General features: G+C 62.5%; 23 protein-coding genes. 10 read left to right on the forward strand and 13 right to left on the reverse strand.

The window, feature by feature from the left end:
• The first annotated feature begins 51 nt into the window (after positions 1–51).
• Together ilvA and UF78_RS01760 are read left to right on the forward strand one after the other, a co-directional pair.
• Entirely contained in the window at positions 52–1,566 is a 1,515-nt protein-coding gene (ilvA, locus tag UF78_RS01755) for a threonine ammonia-lyase, biosynthetic (protein ID WP_045160313.1), read from the forward strand.
• A gap of 72 nt (positions 1,567–1,638) precedes the next feature.
• On the forward strand, positions 1,639–2,079 hold the full coding sequence (locus UF78_RS01760; RefSeq protein ID WP_045160314.1) for a DUF2269 family protein: 441 nt from the start codon (positions 1,639–1,641) through the stop codon (positions 2,077–2,079).
• 18 nt (positions 2,080–2,097) lie between these two features.
• Here the strand turns inward: UF78_RS01760 and UF78_RS01765 are convergent, their stop codons facing one another.
• A complete protein-coding gene (locus tag UF78_RS01765) occupies positions 2,098–3,291 on the reverse strand; it encodes an MFS transporter (RefSeq protein WP_045160315.1) in 1,194 nt (397 codons plus the stop codon).
• 43 nt (positions 3,292–3,334) lie between these two features.
• Positions 3,335–3,988 (reverse strand): HAD family hydrolase, encoded by a 654-nt coding sequence (locus UF78_RS01770; protein WP_045160316.1) that lies wholly within the window; start codon positions 3,986–3,988, stop codon positions 3,335–3,337.
• 180 nt (positions 3,989–4,168) lie between these two features.
• Between UF78_RS01770 and UF78_RS01775 the strand changes: the two genes are divergently transcribed.
• Positions 4,169–4,648 carry an RNA pyrophosphohydrolase gene (locus tag UF78_RS01775; RefSeq protein WP_025240063.1) on the forward strand — a complete coding sequence of 160 codons (480 nt, stop codon included), beginning with the start codon at positions 4,169–4,171 and terminating at the stop codon, positions 4,646–4,648.
• A 19-nt stretch (positions 4,649–4,667) separates the two neighbouring features.
• Positions 4,668–6,941: a phosphoenolpyruvate--protein phosphotransferase gene (gene ptsP, locus UF78_RS01780; RefSeq protein WP_045160317.1), complete on the forward strand. Its 2,274-nt coding sequence runs from the start codon at positions 4,668–4,670 to the stop codon at positions 6,939–6,941.
• Between the two features lie 7 nt (positions 6,942–6,948).
• On the opposite strand, the gene UF78_RS01785 is transcribed toward ptsP, so the two are convergent.
• Positions 6,949–7,728 carry an NRDE family protein gene (locus UF78_RS01785; RefSeq protein WP_045160318.1) on the reverse strand — a complete coding sequence of 260 codons (780 nt, stop codon included), beginning with the start codon at positions 7,726–7,728 and terminating at the stop codon, positions 6,949–6,951.
• Between the two features lie 154 nt (positions 7,729–7,882).
• On the opposite strand from UF78_RS01785, the gene UF78_RS01790 reads away from it, so the two are divergent.
• The 4 genes from UF78_RS01790 (at position 7,883) to UF78_RS01805 (ending at position 11,241) form a co-directional block, all read left to right on the forward strand.
• Positions 7,883–8,665 carry a sulfite exporter TauE/SafE family protein gene (locus tag UF78_RS01790; protein ID WP_045160352.1) on the forward strand — a complete coding sequence of 261 codons (783 nt, stop codon included), beginning with the start codon at positions 7,883–7,885 and terminating at the stop codon, positions 8,663–8,665.
• Between the two features lie 10 nt (positions 8,666–8,675).
• Positions 8,676–9,476 carry a prolipoprotein diacylglyceryl transferase gene (lgt, locus tag UF78_RS01795; RefSeq protein ID WP_045160319.1) on the forward strand — a complete coding sequence of 267 codons (801 nt, stop codon included), beginning with the start codon at positions 8,676–8,678 and terminating at the stop codon, positions 9,474–9,476.
• A gap of 106 nt (positions 9,477–9,582) precedes the next feature.
• Positions 9,583–10,377, forward strand: coding sequence for a thymidylate synthase (locus tag UF78_RS01800; RefSeq protein WP_045160320.1), 795 nt, complete (start codon positions 9,583–9,585; stop codon positions 10,375–10,377).
• 90 nt (positions 10,378–10,467) lie between these two features.
• The gene (locus UF78_RS01805) at positions 10,468–11,241 is read left to right on the forward strand and encodes a ParA family protein (protein WP_045160321.1); all 774 of its coding nucleotides are present in this window, start codon (positions 10,468–10,470) and stop codon (positions 11,239–11,241) included.
• A gap of 6 nt (positions 11,242–11,247) precedes the next feature.
• On the opposite strand, the gene UF78_RS01810 is transcribed toward UF78_RS01805, so the two are convergent.
• From UF78_RS01810 to UF78_RS01830, 5 genes are read right to left on the reverse strand one after another with little or no spacing between them, the layout of a single operon-like run.
• Positions 11,248–12,231, reverse strand: a complete 984-nt coding sequence (locus UF78_RS01810) for a branched-chain amino acid ABC transporter permease (RefSeq protein WP_045160322.1) — start codon at positions 12,229–12,231, stop codon at positions 11,248–11,250.
• 1 nt (position 12,232) lies between these two features.
• Complete coding sequence (locus UF78_RS01815; RefSeq protein ID WP_045160323.1) at positions 12,233–13,120, reverse strand: branched-chain amino acid ABC transporter permease; 888 nt, start codon at positions 13,118–13,120, stop codon at positions 12,233–12,235.
• A complete protein-coding gene (locus UF78_RS01820; RefSeq protein WP_045160324.1) occupies positions 13,120–13,830 on the reverse strand; it encodes an ABC transporter ATP-binding protein in 711 nt (236 codons plus the stop codon). Before UF78_RS01820 ends, UF78_RS01815 begins: the two co-directional genes overlap by 1 nt.
• Positions 13,823–14,635: an ABC transporter ATP-binding protein gene (locus tag UF78_RS01825; RefSeq protein WP_045160325.1), complete on the reverse strand. Its 813-nt coding sequence runs from the start codon at positions 14,633–14,635 to the stop codon at positions 13,823–13,825. Before UF78_RS01825 ends, UF78_RS01820 begins: the two co-directional genes overlap by 8 nt.
• Position 14,636: 1 nt before the next feature.
• Complete coding sequence (locus UF78_RS01830; protein WP_045160353.1) at positions 14,637–15,845, reverse strand: ABC transporter substrate-binding protein; 1,209 nt, start codon at positions 15,843–15,845, stop codon at positions 14,637–14,639.
• 659 nt (positions 15,846–16,504) lie between these two features.
• On the opposite strand from UF78_RS01830, the gene UF78_RS01835 reads away from it, so the two are divergent.
• Together UF78_RS01835 and UF78_RS01840 are read left to right on the forward strand one after the other, a co-directional pair.
• Complete coding sequence (locus tag UF78_RS01835) at positions 16,505–17,419, forward strand: response regulator (protein WP_045160326.1); 915 nt, start codon at positions 16,505–16,507, stop codon at positions 17,417–17,419.
• Between the two features lie 165 nt (positions 17,420–17,584).
• Positions 17,585–18,481 (forward strand): peptidoglycan DD-metalloendopeptidase family protein, encoded by an 897-nt coding sequence (locus UF78_RS01840; RefSeq protein ID WP_045160327.1) that lies wholly within the window; start codon positions 17,585–17,587, stop codon positions 18,479–18,481.
• 79 nt (positions 18,482–18,560) lie between these two features.
• On the opposite strand, the gene UF78_RS01845 is transcribed toward UF78_RS01840, so the two are convergent.
• The 5 genes from UF78_RS01845 to UF78_RS01865 all read right to left on the reverse strand — a co-directional run.
• A complete protein-coding gene (locus UF78_RS01845; protein ID WP_045160329.1) occupies positions 18,561–19,910 on the reverse strand; it encodes a hemolysin family protein in 1,350 nt (449 codons plus the stop codon).
• A 99-nt stretch (positions 19,911–20,009) separates the two neighbouring features.
• Positions 20,010–21,311 carry a phosphate regulon sensor histidine kinase PhoR gene (gene phoR, locus UF78_RS01850; protein ID WP_045160330.1) on the reverse strand — a complete coding sequence of 434 codons (1,302 nt, stop codon included), beginning with the start codon at positions 21,309–21,311 and terminating at the stop codon, positions 20,010–20,012.
• Between the two features lie 135 nt (positions 21,312–21,446).
• Entirely contained in the window at positions 21,447–22,136 is a 690-nt protein-coding gene (gene phoB / locus UF78_RS01855; RefSeq protein WP_045160331.1) for a phosphate regulon transcriptional regulator PhoB, read from the reverse strand.
• Positions 22,137–22,244: 108 nt separating this feature from the next.
• Entirely contained in the window at positions 22,245–23,141 is an 897-nt protein-coding gene (gene ubiA / locus UF78_RS01860) for a 4-hydroxybenzoate octaprenyltransferase (protein ID WP_045160332.1), read from the reverse strand.
• Positions 23,142–23,187: 46 nt separating this feature from the next.
• On the reverse strand, positions 23,188–23,661 hold a 474-nt coding region (locus UF78_RS01865), incomplete at its 5' end, for a chorismate--pyruvate lyase family protein (protein WP_045160333.1).

The following is a 23,661-nucleotide window of genomic DNA, read 5'->3' on the forward strand; positions in this document are numbered from 1 at the left end:
TTCCGCAGAGTAGACTCGATGGCCCCGCAAAGCCCGCCAAGATAGCCCACGATGCTCGAACAGTACGTCAAGAAGATCCTCACCTCGCGCGTCTATGACGTCGCGGTGGAAACCCCCTTGCAGCCCGCGCGCCAGCTTTCCGAGCGACTCGGCAATCAGATTCTGCTCAAGCGCGAGGATCTGCAGCCGGTGTTCTCGTTCAAGATTCGCGGCGCCTACAACAAGCTGGCGCAGCTGTCGCCCGAGGAGCTGGCGCGTGGCGTGGTGACCGCCTCGGCCGGCAACCATGCCCAGGGCCTGGCGCTGGCGGCTCGCGAACTGGGCATCAAGGCCACCATCGTCATGCCGCGCACCACGCCGGAGCTTAAGGTGCAGGGCGTACGCGCCCGCGGCGGAAAGGTCGTGCTGCAGGGCGATGCCTTCCCCGAGGCGCTCGCCTATTCGCTGAAGTTGGTCGAAGAAAAAGGCTACGTCTACATCCACCCGTACGACGATCCGCACGTGATCGCCGGGCAGGGCACGGTGGCGATGGAAATCCTCCGTCAGCACCAGGGCCGGCTCGATGCGGTGTTCGTGCCGGTGGGCGGCGGCGGCCTGATCGCGGGCGTGGCCGCGTACATCAAATACCTGCGCCCGGAGGTCAAGGTCATCGGTGTCGAACCGGACGATTCCAATTGCCTGCAACAGGCCATGGCGGCCGGCGAACGTGTGGTGCTGCCGCAGGTGGGACTGTTCGCCGACGGCGTGGCCGTGGCGCAGATCGGTCAGCACACCTTCGATATCTGCCGACACCATGTCGATGAGGTGATCACTGTCAGCACCGACGAGATCTGCGCGGCGATCAAGGACATCTACGATGACACCCGCTCGATCACCGAGCCGGCCGGCGCGCTGGCGGTGGCCGGGATCAAGCGCTACGTCGAACGTGACGGTGTGGCGAATCAAGTATTGGTGGGCATCGATTCGGGCGCCAACGTCAATTTCGACCGCCTGCGTCATGTCGCCGAACGCGCCGAGCTGGGCGAGAAGCGCGAGGCGATCATTGCCGTGACCATCCCCGAGCAGCCGGGGAGTTTCAAGGCCTTCTGCGAGGCGCTGGGCAAGCGTCAGATCACAGAGTTCAACTACCGTTACCACCAGAATCGCGAGGCGCATATCTTCGTCGGCGTGCAGACCCATCCGGAAAACGATCCGCGTGCAGCCTTGGTCGAAGGTCTGCTGGCCAAGGGGTTTCCGGTGCTCGACCTCACCGACAACGAACTGGCCAAGCTGCATACCCGTCATATGGTCGGCGGGCATGCGTCCGGCGTCAGTGACGAAGTGGTGTTTCGCTTCGAATTCCCGGAGCGGCCGGGGGCGCTGTTCAACTTCCTCAACAACCTGGGCGGGCGCTGGAACATCTCGATGTTCCATTACCGCAACCATGGCGCGGCCGACGGCCGCGTGGTCGCCGGCTTGCAGGTGCCGGCCGAGGAGCGTCATCTGCTACCGGCCGCGCTGGACAAGATCGGCTATCGCTACTGGGACGAGACGGACAATCCGGCCTACCAGCTGTTCCTCGGCTAGCGCCGTGTGGCTGTAGCCGCTGGAGCCAGACAGGCGCCGACCCACTAACCGAACAGAGCACTGGCGAGAACAATGGAACACTATCAGCTGTTGAATATCGCCCACGCCGCGCTGGCGATTCTCCTGACACTCGGGCTGATCGCCCACATCGCCATGCTGTGGAAGGCCTGGCGCCGCGCCGATACAGCCGTGCTGCAGCAGAAGCTGCGACGCACGCGGCTGTTTTCCCTGCCCCTGTTGGCGGCCCTGGCGCTGCTGCTGCCGCTGACGGGCTGGTGGCTGGTGCATCTCGCCGGTTTCCCACTTGGGCAGCTCTGGCTGCTGGCCAGCTCGATCCTGTTCCTGATCATGGTGCCCCTCGCGTTGCTGCTCGGAGGACGTTTGCGTGCCTGGCAAGGCCTGGGTGATACACCGGCACCGGTCAAGCTGCCGCGCTTCGCGCTGGTCTACGCCGGGCTGATTCTGCTGATACTCGTCGCGATCATGGGGCTGATGGGCGCCAAGCCTGTCTGATCCGGGGACGCAGGGCGATCAGGCAGCCTCTCCGGTAGTCGAGCGATACCACCAATACCCCGCGAGCAAGGCGAACAGCAGGCTGCCGCTTGCGTAGAGCCAGCCAAAGCCGCCGGTCAGGCTGAACAGAATGTACGCCAGTAGTGGACCGCAGGCGGCACCGAGGTCCTGGCCGATGGAATAGCGGGTCATGAAGCGCACCGCATCGAGGCGGCTGGCGGTCTCGGCGGCGAGCGCATCGCCGAGCGTGGTCAACGCCGTAGCGGCCAGCAAGGCCAGTAGCGCCACCAGCAACCATAGGGACAGTGGCAGGCTCAGTGCCATCGGCGCGAAGCTGGCTGCTCCCAACAGAAGGGCGCCGACCAGCAACGGCAGGCGTCGCTGCGGCTTGTCCGACCAGCGTCCTATCCGGCGAGCCAGCCAGGGCTCCCAGGCCCAGCGCAGCGCTTGCAGAACGCCGGCCGCCGCGGTGGCGCTGAGCAGCAGGCCGAACAGTTCCAGTTCCACGCCTTGGTAATGGCCGATCAGCGCGCTCAGCGTCGAGGCGAAGATGCCTTGTATGAGCAGGGCGATCACGAGTCCGGTGAACATCACCGGCCAACTACGCCCGCGGCTGCCGAAGCGGCTGCCGGATGTCTCGGTCGTCCGTGGCTGCACATCGACCGCGGCGGGCAGGTTAAAGCCGAACAGCAGCAGCGGCAGCCCCAGCAATGACAGCAGGCCAAAGGCCCAGGCCAGGGCCGGCAGCCCGATGAACGCCACCAGCAAGCCGCCCAGCAGCATGCCGAACAGGCTGCCCAGACGATACAGGCCGTTGTATAGCCCGATCGCATGACCCTGACCGCAAGGTTCGGCGCAGCGCACCACGGCGGTCAGCCCGCCGATGCGAAACAACGACCAGGCGACGCCCCAGAGTGCGCGTAACAGCAGCCAGGCGACGAAACCCTGGGCCCAACCGTAGCCGCAGGTGCTGATGGCGCCGAGCAGAACGGCGAGCAGTAGGCCGGTACGCAACGAGATTCGCTGGTAGAGCAGCCCGATCAGCGGATTGATGGGCAGACGAACCAGGCGATTGATCGCCAGCAGCGCGCCGACCTGCCACAACGAGTCCAGCCCTGCTTCCTGCCAGTGCAGGGGCAGAGCGATGTAGAGCATCGAGTCGCCCAGCAGGCTGAGAGCCGTGGCCAGCGACACCATCACCACGGGCTGCATGCCCGGTTTCCTTGTGTCTGAGCCGATCATGGAGCCTCCTCGATCAGCGCAGGCTGATGACCTCCCAACCACGCTGTTGGGCGATTTCGCGCAGAATCGGGTCTGGATCGACCGCAACCGGATGACTGACCCGCTCGAGCAGCGGCAGGTCATTGCGCGAGTCGCTGTAGAAATAGCTGCCCTCCAGGCTCTGTCCGGTCTCCTTCAGCCAACGTTCGATGCGCGTGACCTTGCCCTCCTGAAAGCAGGGCACATCGGTGAGACGACCGGTGTAGCGGCCGTCTAGCATCTCGCACTCCGTGGCGAGCAGCGTGTCCACGCCCAGTCGCGCAGCAATAGGTCCGGTAATGAAGCGGTTGGTCGCCGTGATGATCACCACGCGGTCGCCGGCTTCATGGTGCTGGCGCACCAGTGCCTCGCCCTTGGCTAGCACGATGGGCTCAATGAAGTCGCGCATGAATTCGCCGTGCCATTGCTCCAGCTGTGCCATCTCGCTGCGACCGAGCAGTTCCTGGCAGAAATTCTGGTAGGCCTCGACATCCAGCGTGCCCGCGAGGTAGTCCTGATAGAAGGCATCGTTACGCGCCCTGTAATCGGTGGCGTCGACCAGGTCGCGTTGGCAGAGGAATTCACCCCAGGCATGGTCGCTGTCACCGGCCAACAAGGTGTTGTCGAGATCGAATAGAGCCAGGCGCACGCCGCGTTCCTCGGAGCGATAAAAGGGACGCGAAGCATAGCGGGATTGCCCGGTGCATGGCACCCTCAAGGCACCAAACCGCAGTCTGGAACCGGTTGATCAACGGCGGTGCAGCGTGCTTTCTGCTTTTCGCCTTTTTGTGGAACAATGCCGCGACATGCGTTTGCGAGGTTGTATGCCGTGATCGACTCCGATGGTTTTCGCCCCAACGTCGGCATCATCCTGACCAATGATGCCGGGCAAGTACTATGGGCTCGACGGATTAATCAGGACGCCTGGCAATTCCCGCAGGGCGGCATCAATCCGCGCGAGACACCGGAAGAAGCGCTTTACCGTGAACTCAACGAGGAGGTAGGGCTGGAGCAGCAGGATGTGAAGATCCTCGCCTGCACCCGGGGCTGGTTGCGCTATCGTCTGCCGCAGCGGCTGGTACGGACCCATAGTCAGCCGCTGTGCATCGGGCAGAAGCAGAAGTGGTTTCTGTTGCGCCTGACCGGCACCGAGGACCGAGTACGCATGGATCTCACCGGCAAGCCCGAGTTCGATGGCTGGCGCTGGGTCAGTTACTGGTACCCACTGGGTCAGGTCGTCACCTTCAAACGCGAGGTTTATCGTCGCGCCTTAAAAGAACTCGCCCCGCGCCTATTGGCGCGGGACTGACGGGAGAAAGCCCCTGAGCATGCTCGGCACGCTGCGCAAGATTGTCCAGGAAGTAAACGCCGCCAAGGACCTCAAGGCGGCCTTGGGCATCATCGTGCTGAGAGTCCGGGAGGCCATGGCCAGCCATGTTTGCTCGGTCTACCTGCTCGATCCGGAATCCGGCCGATTTGTCCTGATGGCTACCGAAGGCCTGAACAAGAAGGCCATCGGCAAAGTCAGCATGGCGCCCAACGAGGGCCTGGTCGGTCTAGTCGGCACGCGGGAGGAACCGCTCAACCTCGAGCACGCTTCCGAACACCCACGTTACCGATATTTCGCTGAAACGGGTGAAGAGCGCTACGCGTCCTTCCTCGGTGCGCCGATCATTCACCATCGGCGGGTGATGGGCGTTCTGGTCATTCAGCAGCGAGAGCAACGCCTGTTCGACGAGGGCGAAGAAGCCTTCCTCGTGACCATGAGCGCGCAGCTCGCTGGCGTCATCGCCCATGCAGAGGCGACGGGTTCGATACGCGGCCTCGGCCGGCAGGGCAAAGGCATTCAGGAAACCCGCTTCATCGGAATCCCCGGTGCGCCCGGCGCTGCCGTGGGTACTGCGGTAGTCGTGCTGCCACCTGCCGACCTGGATGTGGTGCCGGACAAGACCATCACGAACATCTCGGCCGAACTCGAACTGTTCGAAGCGGCGCTCGAAGCCGTGCGTGCCGACATGCGCGCATTGTCGGAGAAGCTCGCCACGCAGATGCGCAAGGAAGAACGCGCACTGTTCGATGTCTACCTGATGATGCTCGACGACTCCGCCCTCGGCGGCGAGGTCTCCAAGGTGATCCGCACCGGCCAGTGGGCGCAGGGTGCCTTGCGCCAGGTGGTCAGCGACCATGTTGGCCGCTTCGAAATGATGGACGACGCCTATCTGCGTGAGCGTGCCTCTGACGTCAAGGACATCGGCCGCCGCCTGCTCGGCTATCTGCAACAGGCCCGCCAGCAGACGTTGACCTATCCGGATAACACCATTCTGGTCAGCGAAGAGTTGTCTCCGGCGATGCTCGGCGAAGTGCCCGAAGGCAAATTGATGGGCATGGTTTCGGTGCTCGGTTCGAGCAACTCGCATGTGGCGATCCTGGCCCGCGCTATGGGTATTCCCACGGTGATGGGTGCGGTCGATCTGCCTTACTCGAAGGTCGATGGCATCGAGATGATCATCGACGGCACGCGCGGCGAGATCATCACCAACCCGGCCAAGGTGCTGCGCGAGCAATACCTGGTCCTGGCCGAGCAGGAACGCCAGCTCTCCGAAGGCTTGGACATCCTGCGTGAGCTGCCTTGCGAAACCACCGACGGTGTGCGCATTCCGTTGTGGGTCAATACCGGGTTGCTGGCCGATGTGGTACGGGCGCAGGAACGCGGTGCCGAAGGCGTGGGCCTGTATCGCACCGAAGTGCCCTTCATGATCAAGGAGCGCTTTCCCAGCGAGAAGGAGCAAATGGCGATCTATCGCGAACAGCTGCAGGCCTTCCACCCGCTGCCGGTGACCATGCGTAGCCTCGACATCGGCGGAGACAAGAGTCTGCCGTACTTCCCGATCAAGGAAGAGAACCCCTTCCTCGGCTGGCGCGGCATCCGCGTCACCCTGGACCACCCCGAGATTTTCCTGTTGCAAACCCGCGCCATGCTCAAGGCCAGCGCCGGGCTCGACAACCTGCGCATCCTGCTGCCGATGATTTCCGGCACCCGCGAACTGGAAGAGGCGCTGCACTTGATCCATCGCGCCTGGGGCGAGGTGCGGGACGAGGGCACCGACGTCGAAATGCCCCCGGTGGGCGTGATGATCGAAGTCCCGGCGGCGGTCTACCTGACCCGGGAGCTGGCACGTCAGGTGGATTTCATTTCGGTCGGCTCGAACGACCTGACCCAGTATTTGCTGGCGGTCGATCGCAACAACCCACGCGTGGCCGATCTCTACGATTACCTGCACCCAGCCGTACTCGAGGCGCTGCAGCGCATCGTTCGCGAGGCCCATGAGGAAGGCAAGCCGGTGAGTATCTGCGGCGAGATGGCCGGTGATCCGGGCGCGGCCATCCTGCTGCTGGCGATGGGCTTCGACAGCCTGTCAATGAACGCCACCAACCTGCCGAAGGTGAAGTGGATGCTACGCCAGATCAGCTCGGCGACGGCGCGTGAACTGCTGGCCAAGGTGATGGTGATGGACAGCCCGCAGGTGATTCATGCCACGGTGCAACTGACCTTGCGTAACCTCGGTCTGGACCGCATGGTCAATCCTTCGGCGGCGCTCTAGAGACGAATCAAACGTGCATCGGACCGCTCACCTGGCTGAGCGGCGGCAGGTTGATGCGACTCTCCCCCAACCGGCCAGCAGGGCCGAAGCAGCGCTCGATGAGCTCCGTCGAGCCATCTGCGCGGCGGATCAGGACGGTACTGGCACGGGTTCCGTACTCGGCGCTGGCGATAAACACGCTCGATAGCCGCTTTTCCCACTCATATGGCACGCCGGTGCTGGGCAGTTCGGCGTCCGCAGCGGGCTGTGGATCGCTCAGTAGCTGTAGCAGCTTTTCCGCTTCCGGTGTGCACAGACATTCTTGCAGTGCTGAGCGTGCGCGCACGAGTTTCGGCCATGGCGTGTCCAGAGCCGCATTGGACAAACCGTAGATTCCGGGCAGGAGCTGTTCCGGTGCACCCATGGCCGAGTTGAGATACCACAATTCGCGCGTATCGCCGACCAGCAGATTGAAGCCTGAATACTGCTGCAGGCGACCTGTCAGCTCCGTCAGATACGCCTGGGGAGACAGCTGGCCTCGCAGATAACGCTCGGGCAGCTCGCCCCGAGAGCGAGCCCCGAGCGGTGCGCCCGGTGCGCGAATATTGGTCAGCGCGGCGAAGCGACCGGCAGCTCCGATCCCCATCCAGGTGCCGCCGGCCTGCAGGTCACGTCCGGCAATGACGTGGGGCGCGTCTTCCCAGACAGCTAACGGCAGGCTGGGACGTGCATGGAACTCATCGCGGTTGGCAGCGACGATCAGTGGCAGCGCCTGGTTTGGGCGCCAGGCGAAAACGATCAGGCACATAGGTATGTTCAGCTGGAAGCTCGAAGCCGAAAGCTTGAAGCCAAGCACCCTGGCTCGGCAACCTCTTCCAGCTTCCAGCTTCCAGCTTCCAGCTTCCAGCTTCCAGCTTCCAGCTTTTCCGCTACCATGCCGCTTTGTTTTCCAGGGTGGCCTGATGGAGTTTGTGCTTTATCTGCTTCTCGGCGGATTTGCCGGTGTGCTGGCCGGGCTATTTGGCGTGGGCGGTGGGATGATCATCGTTCCGGTGCTGGTCTTCAGCTTCACCCTGCAAGGCTTCGATCCGCTGGTGCTGACCCATCTGGCCGTGGGTACGTCGCTGGCCACCATTATCTTTACCTCGCTGAATTCGGTCAGGGCCCATCACCGCCGGAGCGCGGTGCGCTGGCCTGTAGTGCTGTGGATGACGGTCGGGATCCTGCTCGGCGCGGCATTGGGAAGTCTCACCGCGGCCGCGATCCAGGGGCCTATGTTGCAGAAGATCATCGGTGTGTTCGCCATCGCCATGGCGATCCAGATGGCCTTTCCACTGCAGCCCAAGGCCAGCCGCGGCGTGCCCGGCAAGCCAGGCCTCACGCTGGCGGGCATCGTGGTTGGCTGGGCTTCGGCGATCTTCGGTATTGGCGGCGGTTCCCTGACAGTACCCTTTCTCAGTTGGCGCAGCGTGCCCATTCAGCAAGCGGTTGCGACGTCAGCGGCTTGTGGTATGCCGATCGCCATTGTCGGCGCGTTGAGTTTTGTGATGGTCGGCTGGCAGGATGCGCATCTGCCGGAATGGAGTCTGGGCTTCGTTTATTTGCCGGCGGTGCTGGGCATTGCCCTTACCAGCATGTTCTCCGCTCGCATCGGTGCCCAGCTGGCACATCGGCTGTCGGCCCTTATGCTTCGGCGCCTGTTTGCACTGTTACTGCTCAGCGTTGGTATCAACTTTTTGATCTGAGGAAACCCGGATGCTGCCTTACCCGCAGATAGACCCTGTGGCCGTTTCGCTAGGCCCACTACAAATCCACTGGTATGGCCTGATGTATCTCATCGGCATCGGTGGCGCCTGGCTGCTGGCGTCGCGCCGGCTGCAGCGCTTCGAACCCAGCTGGGACAAGGACAAGCTCTCCGATCTGGTGTTCTGGGTCGCCATGGGCGTGATCGTCGGTGGGCGGCTGGGCTACGTGCTGTTCTACGATTTGTCGTCCTACCTCAACGATCCGACACTGATCTTTCAAGTATGGAAGGGTGGCATGTCGTTCCATGGAGGGCTGCTCGGCGTGCTGCTGTGCACCTGGATATTCGCCCGCCGCAACGACAAGAAGTTTTTTGAGTTGATGGACTTTATCGCGCCCTTCGTTCCGATCGGATTGGGCGCCGGACGTATCGGCAATTTCATTAATGCCGAGCTCTGGGGCAAGGCGACTGATGTGCCTTGGGCGATGGTATTTCCGACCGACCCGCAGCAGCTGGCGCGGCATCCGTCGCAGCTCTATCAGTTCGCGCTGGAAGGGGTGGCGTTGTTCGTTATCCTCTGGATTTATTCCAGCAAGCCGCGACCGACCATGGCGGTGTCCGGCCTGTTCGCCGTCTGCTATGGGATCTTCCGCTTCATCGTCGAATTCGTGCGAGTCCCCGATGCCCAACTCGGCTACCTGGCGTTTGGCTGGTTGACCATGGGGCAGTTGCTCTGCGTACCCATGGTGCTGCTCGGCCTCGGCATGATCGCCTGGGGCTATCGTCACGAGACGGCCAAGGCGCCGGCCTGATCGGAGCCATCCGGCTTGTCGCCTAGTGCGCGACAAGCCGGACGCCGCCTTTTACTATGTCCTGCTTCCTTGTCACCGCGCCTCGGCGCCCGCTTCGAGCCCATCGATGAAACAGTATCTCGACCTGATGCGCCACGTGCGCGAGAACGGAACCTTCAAGAGCGACCGCACCGGCACCGGCACCTACAGCGTGTTCGGCTACCAGATGCGCTTCGACCTGGCTGACGGCTTCCCGCTGGTGACCACCAAGAAGTGCCACCTCAAATCCATCATTCATGAGCTGCTGTGGTTCCTCCAGGGCGACACCAATATCAAGTACCTGCAGGAAAACGGCGTGCGGATCTGGGACGAGTGGGCCGACGAGAACGGCGAGCTCGGCCCGGTCTACGGCTACCAGTGGCGCAACTGGCCGGCCCCCAATGGGGAGTCGGTGGACCAAATCGCCAAGCTGGTAGAGATGATCAAGAGCAAGCCGGACTCACGCCGGCTGATGGTGTCGGCCTGGAACCCGGCATTGGTCGATCAGATGGCACTGCCGCCGTGCCACGCACTGTTCCAGTTCTACGTTGCCGAGGGCAAGCTCAGCTGCCAGCTGTATCAGCGCTCGGCGGATATATTCCTTGGCGTCCCCTTCAATATTGCCAGCTATGCGCTGCTGACGCTGATGGTCGCTCAGGTCTGCGATCTGCAGCCGGGTGACTTCATCTGGAGCGGCGGCGACTGCCATCTATACGCCAACCATCTGGAACAGGCCGATCTGCAGCTGACCCGCGAACCGCTGCCACTGCCGACGATGAAGCTCAACCCGGCGGTAAAAGATCTGTTCGCTTTCCGCTTCGAGGACTTCGAGCTGGTGGGCTACGAAGCACATCCGCACATCAAGGCTCCTGTCGCCGTCTGAATGCGGCTTTGGTCGGGTTTGTCCCTGCGGGTAACCCGACTGTCACATTTGCCGTATAGACTCGACCGTTCAGGGTTTCGAGGGTTTGGCATGCGCAGGGTCGTATTCAATCAGAAAGGCGGCGTCGGGAAGTCCAGCATTGCCTGCAACCTGGCGGCGGTGAGCGCGGCGCAGGGTTATCGCACGCTGCTGATCGATCTTGATGCGCAGGCCAACTCCAGCCACTACCTGTCAGGCCTGACGGGAGAGGCGTTGCCCACTGGCATCGCCGACTATTTCAAACAAGTGCTGGCGGGCGGCGCGTCCGGCAAGAAAGCACGGCCGCCGATCACCGAGACGCCATTCGAAAACCTGCACCTGATCACTGCGACGGCGGAACTGGCCGATCTGCAACCCAAGCTCGAAGCCAAGCACAAGATCAATAAGCTGCGAAAGCTGCTGGAAAGCCTTTCCGAAGAATACGAGCGCATCTATCTGGACACGCCACCGGCGCTGAACTTCTTTACCGTCTCGGCGCTGATTGGTGCCGATCGCTGCTTGATTCCTTTCGACTGCGACAGCTTTTCCCGCCAGGCACTGTACAGCCTGCTCGACGAAATCGAGGAGTTGCAGGAGGACCACAACGAGGGACTGATGGTCGAAGGCATCGTGGTCAATCAGTTCCAGCCGAGAGCGGCGCTCCCGCAGCAGATCATCGACGAGCTGCTGGCCGAGGGGCTGCCGGTGTTGCCGGTGCACCTGATGAGCTCGGTGCGGATGCGCGAGTCGCACCAAGTCTGCACACCGTTGATTCACTTCGATCCGCGGCACAAGTTGACCCAGCAGTTCGTCGAATTGCACGAGTACCTGGAACGCCAGGCCTGAAGCGATTCAATCGTCGCGCGAGCGCTCGATCTTGCGGCCCAGGCGTGAGGCATAAAGCTCGCCGATGATGCCGCGGCGGAAGATCAGTACGCAGACCATGAAGATGATCCCTGTCACCAGGGTGACGGGCAGCTCCGAGGTCGCAAAATAATTGCCCAGTGTGGTCACCAGCGCCGCGCCGAACACAGGGCCTACTAGGGTGCCGATTCCGCCGAGCAGCGTCATCAACACCACCTCGCCGGACATCTGCCAGCTGACGTCCGTGAGGGTCGCGAACTGGAACACCAGAGCTTTGAGCCCGCCAGCCAGCCCCGCCAGGGTCGCCGACATGACGAAGGCGCCGAGCTTGTAGCGCGACACCGTGTAGCCGAGGGAAATCGCCCGGTTTTCGTTCTCGCGAATCGATTTGAGGATCATGCCGTAAGGCGAGTTGATGATTCGCCAGATCGCCAGCATGCCGAGCAGGAACACCGTCAACACGAAGAAGTACATGTTCAGCGGCTCTTTCAAATCGATCAGGCCGAACAGGTGACCACGTGGAATGCCCTGAATGCCGTCCTCGCCATGGGTGAAAGGTGCCTGCAGGCAGAAAAAGAAGAACATCTGCGACAGCGCCAGGGTGATCATCGTCGAGTAGATGCCTTGCCTGCGGATCGCCAGGAAGCCGATCACCAGCCCCAAGAAGGCGGCGCCGACCACCCCAACGAGAATGCCCAACTCCGGCGTCAGCCCCCATTCCTTGACCGCGTGCGCGGTGAAATAGGCGCCGCCACCGAAGAACGCGGCGTGCCCGAACGAGAGGATACCGGTGTAGCCCAGCAGCAGGTTGAACGCGCAGGCGAATAGCGCGAAGCACATCACCTTCATCAGAAACACGGGATAGAAATGCAGGGGCGCGAGGATGAGGCCGAGAACACCGATGAGGATCAGGATCGTCTCTGCATTCCAGCGCTTTCGCTTTGCTGCGGAAATTGCGGTCGTTTGCTGCATGTCAGCCATCCCTTCCCATCAAGCCCGCAGGGCGCACGAGCAGCACAATCGCCATGACCACGAAGATCACGATATTGGATGCCTCGGGGTAGAACACTTTGGTCAGCCCCTCGAGAATGCCGAGCATGTAGCCGGTGATGATCGCTCCCAGAATGGAGCCCATTCCTCCGACCACCACCACGGCGAACACGACGATGATCAGGTTCGAACCCATCAGCGGACTGACCTGATAGATCGGCGCCGCGAGTATTCCCGCCAGCCCCGCCAGGCCGGCGCCCAGCCCGTAGGTGAAGGTCAGCAGCAGGGGTACGTTGATGCCGAAGGTGCGCACCAGTGTGGGATTCTCGGTGGCGGCGCGCAGGTACGAACCGAGTTTGGTCTTTTCGATCAGCAGCCAGGTGCTCAAGCAGATCAACAGTGACGCCAGCACGACCCAGGCACGGTATTTCGGTAGAAACATGAAGCCCAGGTTGTAGCCACCCGACAGCAGGCTCGGTACCGCATAGGGTTGTCCGGACGAGCCGTAGTAATAGCGGAAGGCACCTTCCAGCGCGAGGGCCAGGCCGAACGTGAACAGCAGGCCGTAGAGGTGATCGAGGTTGTACAGCCGAGACAGCGCCAGCCGCTCGACGGCCGCGCCGGCGAGGCCGACGATCAGCGGCGCCAGGATCAGCGCCGGCCAGTAGCCGATGCCGAGCACCGCCAACAGAAGGTAGCCGGCGAAGGCGCCCATCATGTATTGCGCGCCGTGGGCGAAGTTGATCACCTTGAGCAGGCCAAAAATAATCGCCAGGCCCAGGCTGAGCATGGCGTAAAAGGAGCCGTTGATCAGGCCGATCAGCAGCTGCCCGAGAAAAGCCTGAATAGGTACGCCGAAGATCTCCGTCATCAGACCCCCAGGGTTTCGTTGAGTATGGTCATGCGATCCGACAGCTCGCTGACATGGAAGCTGTCGACGATCCGCCCGTGGTCGACGAGGTAGAAGCGGTCGGCGACTTTACTGGCGAAGCGGAAGTTTTGCTCCACCAGCAGGATGGTCATGCCGCGTTGCTTGAGCGTCAGCAGTACGTCCCCGATGCGCTGTACGATCACCGGCGCCAGCCCCTCGGTGGGTTCGTCGAGCAACAGCAGCTTTGCCCCGGTGCGCAGTATGCGTGCGATTGCCAGCATCTGTTGCTCACCGCCGGACAGTTTGGTTCCAGCGCTGTTACGACGCTCCTTGAGGTTGGGGAACAGCTCGTAGATCTCGGCGGTGGACATGCCACCCTTGGCGATGATCGGCGGCAGGTTGAGGTTTTCGTCCACCGTCAGGGTGGCGAAGATACCGCGTTCCTCCGGCACGAATCCCATCCCGGTGTGGGCGGCTCGGTGCAGCGGTACACGCATCATGTCATGGCCATCGAAGTGGATGGTTCCGGTCCGTTTGCGGATGATGCCCATGATCGAGCGCAACGCGGTGGTCTTGCCGACCCCGTTGCGGCCGAGCAAGGTAACCGTCTCGCCCTGATGGACATCCAGATCGATGCCGTGCAAGGCGTGGCTTTCGCCGTACCAGGCGTTCAGCTCGCGAACGCTCAGCAGCGGGGTGGCGTCATTCATCTTCCGTCCCCATATAGGCTTCGCGTACACGTGGGTCCTGACTTACGCTGCGGTAGTCTCCAGAGGTGAGAATTTCCCCACGCTGCAGCACGGTGACCTGATCGCAGAGATCGGCGACGACTTTCAAGTTGTGTTCGACCATCAGCACGGCTCGATCACGGGCGACCTCGCGGATCAGGTCGGACACGATGTGCACGTCTTCGTGACCCATGCCGGCCATCGGTTCGTCGAGCAGCAATACGTTCGGCTCCAGCGCCAAGGTGGTGGCGATTTCCAGCACCCGCTTGCGGCCGTAGGAAAGATCCGCCGCCGGACTTTTGTACGCATCCTGCAGGCCGACCGACTCGATCAGCGCCATGGCCCGCTCGTTCAGCCGGTTCAGCGAGCGCAGCGGCAACCAGAACTGGGTCGCCAGTCCGCCGGGCCGTTGCAGCGCCACGCGGACGTTCTCCAGCACGCTCAGGTGCGGAAACACTGCAGATATCTGAAAAGAGCGCACCAGTCCCATACGCGCCACCTTGGCCGGGTCGGTGCGGGTGATGTCATGACCGAGCAGGCGAATGGTGCCGCTCGACGGTTGCAGAAATTTAGTCAGGAGGTTGAACACCGTCGTCTTGCCGGCGCCGTTAGGTCCGATCAGCGCATAGACCCGGGCGTGGTGTACGTCCAGGTCGACATTGTTCACCGCCACGAAACCGCCGAAATCGCGGCGCAGCCCACGCGCCGAAAGGACGACGCGCGGCTGATCGCCAGTGGCCGGGGACGCCGCGGCGTCCCCGGCGATGCTGCCACTGATGGTCGCCATGCTATTGCTTGGCCAGGTCGCAGCCGCTCTCGGCTGGCTTGATGTAGGCCTCGTCGCCCGGAACCGTGGCGAGCACCTTGTAGTAGTCCCAGGGCTGCTTGCTTTCGTCGGGTTTCTTCACTTCCATCAGGTACACGTCGCTGATCAGACGGCCATTGGCGCCGACCTTGCCGTTGCGGGCGAAAAGGTCGTCCACCGGCATCTCGTGCATGGCCTTGGCCACCGCTTCGGTTTCATCTGTGCCGACCTTGTCGATCGCCTTGAGGTACTGCATCACGCCCGAATAGGTGGCGGCGTGGACCATGTTGGGCATCCGCCCGGTGCGTTCGAAGAAGCGTTTGCCGAATTCGCGGGACTGCTCGTCGCGATCCCAGTAGAAGCTTTCGGTGAGGGTCAGCCCCTGCGCGGCTTCCAGGCCAAGACCATGAACTTCCGAGAGGGTGAAGAGCAACGCCGCCAGACGCTGACCACTGGCGACAATGCCGAATTCAGCGGCCTGTTTGATGGCATTGGCGGTATCCAGCCCGGCGTTGGCCAGTCCGATGACCTGGGCGCCGGACGACTGCGCCTGTAGCAGGAATGAGGAGTAATCGTTGGTTGCCAGCGGGTGGCGCACAGCGCCCTTGATTTCGCCGCCCTTGGCTTTGACGAACTCGCTGGTCTGCTCTTCCAGCGAATAACCGAAGGCGTAATCGGCGGTGAGGAAGTACCAGCTGTTACCGCCTTGAGACACTAGCGCGCCACCGGTGCCGACCGCCAGTGCATGGGTGTCATAGGCCCAATGGAAGCCGTAGGGCGAGCACTGCTTGCCGGTCAGCTCCACTGTCGCTGCACCGGTCACCAGATCGATCTTCTTCTTTTCCTTGGAAATACCTTGGACCGCGAGCGCTACGGAAGAAGTGGTCAGTTCCATGATGGAGTCGACCTGCTCGCGGTCGTACCACTGACGGGCAATGTTGGAAGCGATGTCAGGCTTGTTCTGGTGGTCGGCGGTCACGATCTCGATAGGGACGCCTTGCACTTTTCCACCGAAGTCCTCGGCCGCCATCTTCGCCGCTTCGTAAGACCACTTGCCGCCAAAGTCGGCGTAGACGCCGGATTGGTCGTTGAGAATGCCGATTTTTACCTTGCCATCGGATATCTCGGCAGCCGTCGCGGGTATCGCCGCCGCGGCGCTCAATGTTGCCGTTGCAATTGCCAGAAGCTTCATCATCGCCTATCTCCTTGCAGGGGTTGACCGCTTACACGACGGCCCACGCTGGGCTGCCACACTGGACGGTGCGGTGGTAACGGGGAGCGGCAGACAGGGCTGCCGACCATCAACGATCTGGCGCCGGTTGGCGCTGCGGTAACGGTTCAGAGCGCGATCGACGAGATCCATCGGTCGCGGAAAATGGGGGTGGCGGCAATCGGGGTGGTACCGAAAGAAATGGTTTGGCGTCGTGCCGGGCGCGCACTGAGGGTCGAGGGGGTCCGGTGTTGTGCTCATTCGGCCTGGCATAGGGTTTTTCTAGTTATTGTTCAGCACTAAACGTAGCAGGGGATCGGCCAGACGCAACTGGCCAATTCGGAGGAACCGAGCGGCCTCGGCTGCTTGTTCGGCGCAGTGCGCGAGCTTGACGCTCCCGTTAAGGGTAAGCAGGAAAGCAAATGGGCGCGGCGTTTTCCGTGTGCGTCGTGTCGAGCTGCTGGCAAGGCTGCTTTGTCCAACACATGAAACCTGAGTCAGTCGAACGTCCCTTCCGGTCGCGAGCGACGGGCGAATGGCGGCTGATGGGCACACGAGGGCATAGTGCCACGTTGGTCGGCTGTGCTTTGTTCATCCGGCCGCTAACGCTATGCTGACGGCCATTCAGGCAGGAGCAATAGATGAGCAAGGTCAGTGTGCTGGTGGTGGATGACGCGCCCTTTATCCGGGATCTGGTGAAGAAGGGGTTGCGTAGCCATTTCCCCGGTATCCGCATCGAAGATGCGGTGAACGGCCGCAAGGCCCAGCAAATGCTCGATCGCGAAAGCTTCGATCTGATTCTCTGTGACTGGGAAATGCCCGAGATGTCCGGGCTCGAGCTGCTCACCTGGTGTCGTGCACACGAAAAGCTCAAGACCACACCGTTCATCATGGTCACCAGCCGTGGCGACAAGGAGAACGTGGTCCAGGCGATCCAGTCCGGTGTTTCCGATTTCATCGGCAAACCGTTCTCCAACGAACAGCTGACCACCAAGGTGCGCAAGGCGCTGGGCCGCGCCGGCAAGCTCGATGCGCTGGCCGCCAGCGCGCCGGCTCGGCCAACGAACACCGGGATGGCCAATGACTCGCTGGCCGCATTGACCGGTGGTAAGGCCGACGTGATCAAGCCCGCGTCCGCTGCACCGGTCGCATCGCCGGCACCCGGATTCGCTGCGCCGTCGGTTCAGCCGGGCGCCGCCAAACCGACGGCGGCCAATGGAGGCCGCGGCCAGGGCCAACTGCGCCTGCCGAGCGGGACGCTTCCCTGCGTGATAAAGGCGTTGAGCCTCAAGGAGGGCCTGCTGGTAGTCAAGCGCAGCGAGAACCTGCCGCAGGTGCTGGAAAGCGCGGTACTCGATCTAGAGCAGGGGGAGGGCGGCGAAGTGGCTCGTCTGAACGGCTACCTGCATGCCGTGGCGGCATTGGAGCCGAAGCCGGACAGTGAATGGCTGCAGCTGACCTTCCGTTTCGTTGACCGCGACCCACAAAAACTCGACTATCTATCGCGGCTGATTGCCCGCGGCACCGCGCAGCGGCATTTCGTGCCGGGTGCCTGACCCGGCTCCATAACGATTCAGGTGGATGGCGCAATGGGCCGTTCATCCGAAAAGAGGCGTATCGAGGGAACGATTTCACAGCCCGACAGTCGGTGGCTCGCGCATGCCCCGTTGCGCTGCTAGTCTGCATCGCTCTGAACACATAACCACATGAAGTCTGCCGTTATGTTGGGGCGCATCATTCTTAGTTTCGGGTTGTTCTGGCTGGCCTCGTCCGCCTCGGCCCTGACCATCTACAAATACACCGACGCCAACGGCGTGGTCACCTACAGCGACCAGGCCGCGCCGGGCGCGCGGGTATTCACCTTCAACGATCGCATGGTCGAGAAGCTCGACACCCAGGTAAAGCTGGAAACCCGCAAGCATGCCGCCGGCGAGACCCTGCTGGTGCGCAATGACCTGTTTGCGCCGGTGGACATCGAGCTCAAACTGACCGGTGTGAAGAACGCCGTCGGCGCGCCGGACAAGCCGATCCGCTGGGTGCTGCCCCCGCGCAGCCAGATTCGCCTGGCGACGCTGGCCCCGCTGGACCCGACCCAACCACTGAAATACACCCCCAAGCTGCGCCACGCCCTCGGCGATCCGCGCCTGCTACCCAAACCCTACAAGTATCCGCTGCCCTGGCGCGGCGGCCCGTTCCGTCTGACCCAAGGCGCCAACGGCAAATATAGCCATTTCACCCCGAAGGGCCGTTATGCGGCCGACATCGCCATGCCCGAGGGCACGCCGATCATCGCGGCGCGCGGCGGTATGGTGGTCAAGATCGAAAACAGCCAGAGCGGGCGCGGTAACAACCCCTCCGGCAACTACGTGCGGATCCTCCACGACGACGGCACCATGGGCGTTTATCTGCATCTGATGAAGGGCTCGGTCGGTGTGCGTGAGGGTCAGCGTGTCGAAACGGGAGCCCGCATTGCGCGCTCCGGCAATACCGGCAACAGCACCGGCCCGCACTTGCATTTCGTGGTGCAGCGCAACGTTGGGCTGGCGATCGAATCGATTCCCTTCGACTTCTCCCAGCCGGTCAATAGCCTGCCGAATTTCGCTGTCGGCGGAGATTGACTAGAAGCCACTAGCCGGACGGGTGATATCGGAAAATAAAAAGGCACCTCAAGGGTGCCTTCTGCGGTCTGTCACCTGGCTAGCTTTTCAATACCTTGGCCAGCACAATCTTCGGGCCACGCATCTTCTTGATAACGATCTGCAGACCCTCGATGTATAGCACTTCGTTTTCCTCCGGCACTCGCTTCAGGGTTTCGTAGATCAGGCCAGCCAGCGTATCGGCCTCGATGTGGTCAAGATCGACGTCCAGCAGCCTTTCGACCTTGAACAGCGGCGTGTCGCCGCGGACCAGCAGTTTGCCGGGCTGATAGGCGAGGATGCCGCGCTCTGTCTTGCGGTGCTCGTCCTGGATGTCACCGACCAGCACTTCGAGCACGTCCTCCATGGTCAGGAAGCCGACCACCTTGTGATCGCCTTCTTCCACCAGCACGAAATGCGCGCCGCCCTGGCGGAACTGGTCCAGCAGTGCGTTCAGCGGCAGGTGCCGGGATACCCGTTCCAGCGGACGCAAGAGAGCTGCAAGTTCGAAGCGCTGCGCCAGTTGCTCATCGCCGGCCAGCGCCAATAGCAGGTCCTTGATATGCAGCAGGCCGATGTAATCGCCCTGCGTGCTATCGAACACCGGGTAGCGGCTGTATTTGTGTCGGCGGATCACTTCGAGGATCTCCGCCAGCGACGCGTCGTGCTCCAACTGCAGCAGGTCTTCACGCGAGTTGGCCCAGTCGGCCACTTCCAGTTCGCTCATTTCCACCGCGGACGCCAGCACCTTGATGTCCTGATTGGCCGGGTCCAGCGCGCGGTTCGAGTGAAGGATCAGCTTCAGCTCGTCGCGGCTGTAGTGATGTTCGTGGTGCCCCCCCGGCTCCCCCTGGCCGGCCACGCGCAAAATGGCGTTGGCACTGGCATTGAGCAGGTAGATCGCCGGGTACATGGCCCAGTAGAACAGGTACAGCGGCACGGCCGTCCACAGCGACAGCAGCTCGGGTTTGCGGATCGCCCAAGACTTGGGTGCCAGCTCGCCGACGACGATGTGCAGATAGGAAATGATGAAGAACGCCGTGAAGAAGGCAATGCCATGCACGACGGCTTGCGATTGGATGCCGACCGCAGCCAGTAGCGGCTCGAGCAGATGGGCGAAGGCCGGTTCACCAACCCAGCCAAGGCCCAGCGAAGCCAGGGTGATACCTAGCTGGCAGGCCGACAGGTAGGCGTCCAGCTGGCTGTGCACCTTGCGCAGGATATGCCCGCGCCAGCCGTGCTGCTTGGCAATCGCCTCGACCTTGGTGGCGCGCAGCTTGACCATGGCGAACTCGGCGGCGACGAAGAAGCCGTTGAGCAGAACCAGAAACAGAGCGAAAAGGATCAGGCCGAAATCGGCGAAGTAGGAGGAGGCGGCGTAGCTGCTTGCGAAACTGGGGGAAGGGTCCATTGATGTGTCAGGTAGTCGAAGACGGCCTCAAGGATGGGGCCGGCTCCCGGTTATTTCAAGGCGCCAGCGGTAACGCCGGTCGCAGCTGATGGACGGTGCTTAGCGAACGGTGGCTTGGGTCAGTGGGAAGTGGCAGGTGAAAATGCTGCCCTTGTTCGGTGTGCTGTTGACGTCCAGGCGGCCCTGATGGCGCAGCAACACATGCTTGACGATGGCCAGGCCCAATCCGGTACCACCGGTATTGCTGGCGCGACTCGAATCGACCCGATAGAACCGCTCGGTCAGGCGCGGCAGATGCTTGGATTCGATACCGATTCCCGAATCCTGCACCGCGAGATGTGCGCCATGTTCGTTGCACCACCATCGAATTCGAATTTCACCACCGTCCGGGGTGTATTTCACCGCGTTGAAGATCAGGTTGGAGAACGCGCTGCGCAGTTCGGCCTCGCTGCCCTTGAGCAGCAGGGTGGGATCGGCTTCGAGGCTGATGACATGGTTGCGCTCGGCGGACAGCGCCTGAGCGTCACCCTTGATCGATTGCAGCAGGGTGGCGACGGCCACCGACTGGGTGTTGGTTGGCGGGCTGGTGGCTTCCAGTTTCGCCAGTAATAGCAGGTCGTTGAGCAGGTGTTGCATGCGCCCAGCCTGTTGATTCATCTGGTTCAGCGCGCGTGGCCAGCGTGCTGGCATCTCGTCGGTGTGCTCGATCATCGTCTCCAGATACCCGGCGATAACCGTCAGCGGTGTGCGCAGCTCGTGGGATACGTTGGCTACGAAGTCTTTGCGCATCTGCTCCAGCAGGTGGAGCCGGGTGATATCGCGCACCACCATCAGGTGTTCGCTGTTGCCGTAGCGGGTGATGGTGACTTGTAGCCAGAGTCGATCGTTGACCGGCGAAGACAGCTCCAGCGGCTCTTCGTGGCGGCCGCTGTCGAAATATTCCTTGAAGCTTGGATGGCGTACCAGGTTGGTTACCGGGTGGCCGGTATCCTGCGGCTTCTTCAGGCCCAGCAGGCGCTCGGCGGCGGGGTTCCACCATTCAAGGTTGCCGTCGCTGTCGAGCATGATCACGGCATCCTTCAGCGCCGCGGTCGAGCCTTGGACCCGGTCGATCACTGACTGCAGCTGCCCGCGCTGGCGTAGGTCGCGGCGCTGCATCTGATAGAGATTGTCGAAGATGTCTCCCCAGGGGCCATGGCCGTCCGGCGGCGGCTCGTCCGGCTGGCTGCGTTTGAGCCACTGCTGCAGGCGTCGCATCTGATGCAGGGTCCAGCCGAGATAGCCGGTCAGGCCTGCAACCAGCGCCCAGGCGTACTCGCCGGTGATCAAGCCGACCAGCAGGCAGCCGGCTAACAGCAGAAGCAGCTGGCGCACCAGCGCGCCTTGCCAGTCTTGGTTCACCGCTAACGCTCCTTGAGGCAGCTTGGGGTCGGCCGGAAATGACGCTGTGAAACGCCGGCACAGGCTCGGCGGCTCGGACCTGAGTGAACGGCTGCCTGATGCTGCAGCGTTTCACCCGGTCGCAGGCGGTTTCGTTCAGCTCTTGGTGGAAAAGCGATAACCGGTGCCGCGCACGGTCTGCACCAGGTTTTCGTAGGTTTCGCCGAGCGCCTTGCGCAGGCGCCGAATATGCACGTCCACGGTGCGCTCCTCAACATACACGTTGCCGCCCCAGACCTGGTCGAGCAACTGCCCGCGGGTGTAGGCGCGCTCCTGGTGGGTCATGAAAAACTGCAGCAGACGATACTCGGTCGGGCCCATGTCGGCTGGCGTGCCGTCGATGGTGACGCGGTGGCTGATGGGGTCGAGCAACAGACCCCCGATCTCGATCGGCGTTTCGTTGTCGCTGGGCGCGGCGCGGCGCAGCACCGCTTTCAGGCGCGCGACCAGTTCACGGGGCGAGAACGGCTTGGTGATGTAGTCGTCGGCACCCACCTCCAGACCCTGGATCTTGTTGTCCTCGGCATCCTTGGCGGTGAGCATGATGATGGGCGTATTGGCCGTCATTTCGTCGCGCTTGAGGCGTCGGGCCAGCTCGATGCCGGAGGTGCCGGGCAGCATCCAGTCGAGCAGGATCAGGTCGGGTTGACGGTCGACGATCAGCGCGTGGGCCTGCTGGGTGTTTTCCGCTTCGAGGCATTCGTAGCCGGCCATTTCCAGCGCCACCACGATCATCTCGCGGATCGGTGCTTCGTCATCGACGATCAGTATGCATTTGCCGTTCATGTCCGCTCTCGGTCCGTTTCTTGTCGCTCGGCATTAGATAACGGAAATATTGCAGGGATGTGACAGAAAAGCGTTTCGCCGTCTCAGTGGCCGCAGGCGAGGGCTGCTCTAGCTCGCCTTCGTCGCATAGTCGAGGATGATCCCGACGAGGATCGCCAGCCCGGCCCAGTGGTTGTGCAGAAAGGCCTTGAAGCAGGCCTGCGGCTTGCGCGAGCGAGTTTTCCAGAACTCCCAGGCGAAGCAGGCCGCGGCGATCGTTAGCCCGAGGTGGAACCATTGCCCCAGCTCGAAACGCACGCCAGCCAGGATCAGGCAGAACAAGGCGAGGCCCTGAAGGGTGGCAATAATCACCCGGTCGGCTTCGCCGAATAGGATGGCGGTCGATTTGATGCCGATCTTCAGATCGTCCTCGCGGTCGGCCATCGCATAGTAGGTGTCGTAGCCCACCGTCCAGACCACATTGGCGATAAACAACAGCCAGGCTTCGGGCGGCAGCTCACCGCGTTCGGCGGTAAAGGCCATCGGCATGCCCCAGGAGAACGCCGCGCCTAGCACCACCTGCGGGTAGTAGGTGTAGCGCTTCATGAAGGGGTAGAGGGCGGCGACGCCGAGCGCGCCAAACGACAGCCAGATGGTCGCCGCATTGGTCAGCAGCACCAGGCCGAAGCTCAGTGCAACGAGGATAGCGAAGAGGATCCAGGCTTCCTTGGGGCTGATCTTCCCGGTGGCCAGCGGACGGCCCTTGGTGCGGCTGACATGGCCGTCGAAGTTGCGATCGGCGAAGTCGTTGATCACGCAGCCGGCGGCGCGCATCAGCACGACGCCGAGCACGAAAATCACCACGTTCTTGACGCTGGGCGAGCCCTCGCCAGCGATCCACAGGGCCCACAGCGTTGGCCATAGCAGCAGATAGGTGCCGATCGGGCGATCCAGGCGCATCAGCTGAATGAAATCCCAGGCGCGCGGGTGGAGGCGATTGCTCGATTGCAGAAGCTTCTGATACACGGCGGTCTCCGATCGGTGGGCGGGTAAGGGGCAGTCTGTGCCGGGCTCAGGTCACAATCCGTGCGGCTCGCCACAGGGCGGGCAGAAAGACCTCGGCGACCAATACGCGCAGGTCACCCTGGCTGAAACAGGAGCGACGCGCCCAGAGCCGGGCTTGGTGAACATCCTGCGGCAGCCAGCTTTCGGGGTATTGGCGAGCCTGCAGCGGGCCGCGGCTGAACGCTGGATCGGTGAATAGCAGTTCGCCCAGCGAGCGGCTGCCCAGGTGCAGGAGGTCCAGTCCGGACTGCTCCAGCGCGCTGCGAGCGGCGACGCTGCGAGCGAATACCCAAGGCTCTTCATGCCCGCGCAGATAGACCTCGCGAACCCAACCCTGGCTCCCCTCGGCTATACCCAGCGCGGCACACTCGTCATCGCGCAGCCGCTGCCAGCCTTCGTCGAGCGGCATCACACTGAAGGCGCCTTCCGCCAGCGCGGTGAGGCGCCGTGTCAGCGAGCCTTTGTCCACGAAGAGCCAGTC

It is taken from the genome of Stutzerimonas stutzeri (assembly GCF_000952685.1).
In the GTDB taxonomy this organism is placed as follows: Bacteria; Pseudomonadota; Gammaproteobacteria; order Pseudomonadales; family Pseudomonadaceae; genus Stutzerimonas; species Stutzerimonas stutzeri_E.